Here is a 3042-nt window from a genome sequence, read left to right on the forward strand (position 1 = left end):
AGCTCATGTTGGGGATCATGCTGTTGATCTTGGCCGGTTGCGAGCAGATGCCTGAGTCGGCATCGGTGGAAACGGCTGGGCCATTGAGCGATTCGAGCCAGGCCAGCGACGATAAAACCTCCGCGGATGAACCGATTGCGGAATCCGGTCCGCCGACGGAACCTCCGCTGAAAAGTGAAACCAAAAGAGTCGTGGTCGATGTTTCGGCTTTTTTGGATGCCGCCCTAAATGGAAAGATTGAAACGGTCCGGCAGGCTATCGAGGCGGGTGTGGATGTAAATGCGACAGACGAGCAGCAGCGCACCGCGTTGTTGTTCGCCTCGTTCAATGGTCACACACCTGTGGTGAAGCTATTGCTGGAGCAGGGTGCTTCGCTGGGTCATCGTGATGCGGCAGGGCGTACGGCACTGATGTTCGCTGCAACGGGTGCCAACGCGGAGTCGGTAGCGTTGTTGCTTGAGGCAGGTGCCGAAATCAACGCGGTCGACACCGATGAGAGATTTACGGCGCTCATGCACGCGGCGGCTGAGGGACAAGTCAAGGTTGTGCAGGTTCTTTTGAAGTACAAAGCAGACCCTGCCATTCGCGACGTGGATGGCGACACCGCGCGAGATTTCGCCACTAAAAATGGCCACACCGAGGTTGTCCGTTTGCTCACGAATTAGTATGGAAAGCGCGCAGTGCGCCCACACACATCGTCCGTCGGAGGCAAAGAAGTAAAGTAGGCCGGAACAAGCGACGCGCAGTTCCGGCATGGTGCGGCGTTATGAGGCAGCTCGCGAGTCGTTCAGGGCACTGCCGGAATCCCGGCGCGCCGGGACTTGTTCCGGCCTACACGAACCGGGCAATTCGCCGCTGGGCGCCGCGCTTGGCGAGCGCTGATTTCGCTCTTTGCGGGTGGCTTGGGGGCATCTCTTCCGTGCGGCCGAACAAGTACTTCTTAACTCTGCGCGGACCCTCGTCTTACTGCCCCGGTTCGAGTACATTAATCACGCGTCTCGCCATTGCTGGCATGCCGGTTTTACAAGAGGAGCCAACTGATGAATAAACTAGTCAAAGCGACGATGACACCATTGGCTTCGATTTTTGGCAGTGGCTTTCTGGTCATCGTACCGATCCTTGCCGGTGCCGTCGGACCCTTTTCAGTTTGGGCGATGCTTGCTGTTTGTGCGCTGGCCTATGCCGTCGGTCATGTCATTCGATTCAACATCCAATTTGCTGAACCGGTACTCGCGTCCGAAAGCCCGCCGAAACGTCTGAAATTTATCGAAGGGTCATCCGATATCGCGTTGGTAGGCGCCTATGTCATATCCGTCTGTCTTTACATCAACATCCTGGCCTCGTTTTTGTTGGGCGGTTTAAACAACGTTTGGTCGGGAATCGATACCCCTTTTCACGAACATCTGCTGACCGCCGGCGTGATCGCCGTGATTGGTGCGATCGGTTACTTCAAAGGCCTGGACATGCTCGAAAGTCTCGAAGACATTGCCTTGTGGATCACGTTGGCGATTATCGGAGCGTTGTTTGTTGGATTTGGAATGTATGACTGGCGAGAAATGTCTGGAGCCGGCATTCAATGGCCTGTCATGCCAGCCAACAACTGGTGGCAAATTCTCACCATTGTCGGCGGAACGCTGATCGTCGTTCAGGGGTTCGAAACGACGCGGTACCTAGGCGACGAATTCGACAGCAAGACCCGAATCAGTGCCTGTCGCTGGTCGCAGATTATCTCCACCGTGGTGTACCTGATATTCATTTTACTGGCGACGCCGCTAATGCACTTTCTCGGCAAGAGTGTCGAAGATAATGCGCTCATCATGCTCGCTGGAAAAGCAGCTACATGGTTGCCGTTGCCGCTTGTCGCCGCAGCGGTACTCAGTCAATTCAGTGCCGCCGTGGCTGATACGATGGGCGGCGGAGGGAACATGGTCGAAGCGACCCACAAGCGGGTTAATGCCAATCATGCATACCTGATTATTTGTTCCGGAGCGATTTGTCTGGCGTTTGCACCCACGTTGACCATTTTGACGCTGGCCTCCAAAGCCTTTGCGTTTTATTACATGCTGCAATGCTTTGTTGCCATCGGCGTATCCAAGAACGCCACTCAAAAGATGTTTTTTGGCGCCATCGCGCTGGTCCTGGCATTCATCGCTATTTTTGCCGTGCCGGCCGGCTAGTTCGACGTCCTTGTTGTCACGAGGCATTGAAATGGCGGACGTCGACCATCCCATATCCCGGTATCCTGCGACGGCGCTGGTTGTCTGGTTTCTGGGGCTCATCGCCGTCGGCACTGTCATTCTGATGCTGCCTGTCTGCCGTGCAGCGGATGCCCAGCCGATCTCGCTCAATGACGCAGCTTTCACCGCAACCAGCGCGTCTTGTGTCACGGGCCTATCTGTTCGATCGACGGCCAACGATTTCTCGTTTTGGGGACAACTGGTCATTTTGTTGATGATCCAGTTGGGTGGCATGGGAATTCTGACCATTGCCACACTCTTCTTTATCGAATTGACGGGCCGCAGCACGCCGAGAGAGCAATTGGTGGCCGAAGATACACTCGGCGCCTTCGCCAAGGATAACCTGAAGAAATTCCTTATGGGCGTCATCGTTGTTACGTTCATGATTGAATTCGCCGGCGCGGTGGTTCTGATTGTGCGGCGACTGTTCATTGACTCTCCGCTGGATGCGATCTGGTGGGGATTGTTTCATTCAATTTCGGCATTCTGTAACGCCGGTTTCGCGTTGCGAGACGACAGCCTCTCGCAGTCCGTTGCTGATCCGATCGTCAACTTGACCATCATCGCCTTGATCCTGATCGGCGGAATCGGTTATCCCGTGATACGCGACATCTTACGTGTTCGCAGGCATCCCGGCGGCAAGCGACGGCTGAACTTCCACACAAAACTGACGCTTGGGGCCACGGTTATTCTCGTAGTCGCTGGCGCGATCTTCTTTTGGGCCTTCGAGCGAGATAACACGCTGGCCGGCCTTACTGCGGGCGGGACTTTCTGGTCAACCTGCTTTCAGGCGATAACGACGCGA

The 3042-nt window shown here is 55.5% G+C and carries 3 protein-coding genes; all 3 read left to right on the forward strand.

Annotated elements, in window-relative coordinates; all coding sequences use genetic code 11:
- On the forward strand, positions 1-665 hold a 665-nt coding region (locus tag WBB95_RS18195), incomplete at its 5' end, for an ankyrin repeat domain-containing protein (protein ID WP_424488855.1).
- Between the two features lie 375 nt (positions 666-1040).
- Positions 1041-2177 carry a hypothetical protein gene (locus WBB95_RS18200; RefSeq protein WP_424488856.1) on the forward strand — a complete coding sequence of 379 codons (1137 nt, stop codon included), beginning with the start codon at positions 1041-1043 and terminating at the stop codon, positions 2175-2177.
- A gap of 31 nt (positions 2178-2208) precedes the next feature.
- The coding region (locus WBB95_RS18205) for a potassium transporter TrkG (protein ID WP_424488857.1) at positions 2209-3042 on the forward strand (834 nt) is incomplete at its 3' end.

Source organism: Pseudomonas sp., assembly GCF_049645325.1.
GTDB lineage: Bacteria > Pseudomonadota > Gammaproteobacteria > Pseudomonadales > Pseudomonadaceae > Aquipseudomonas.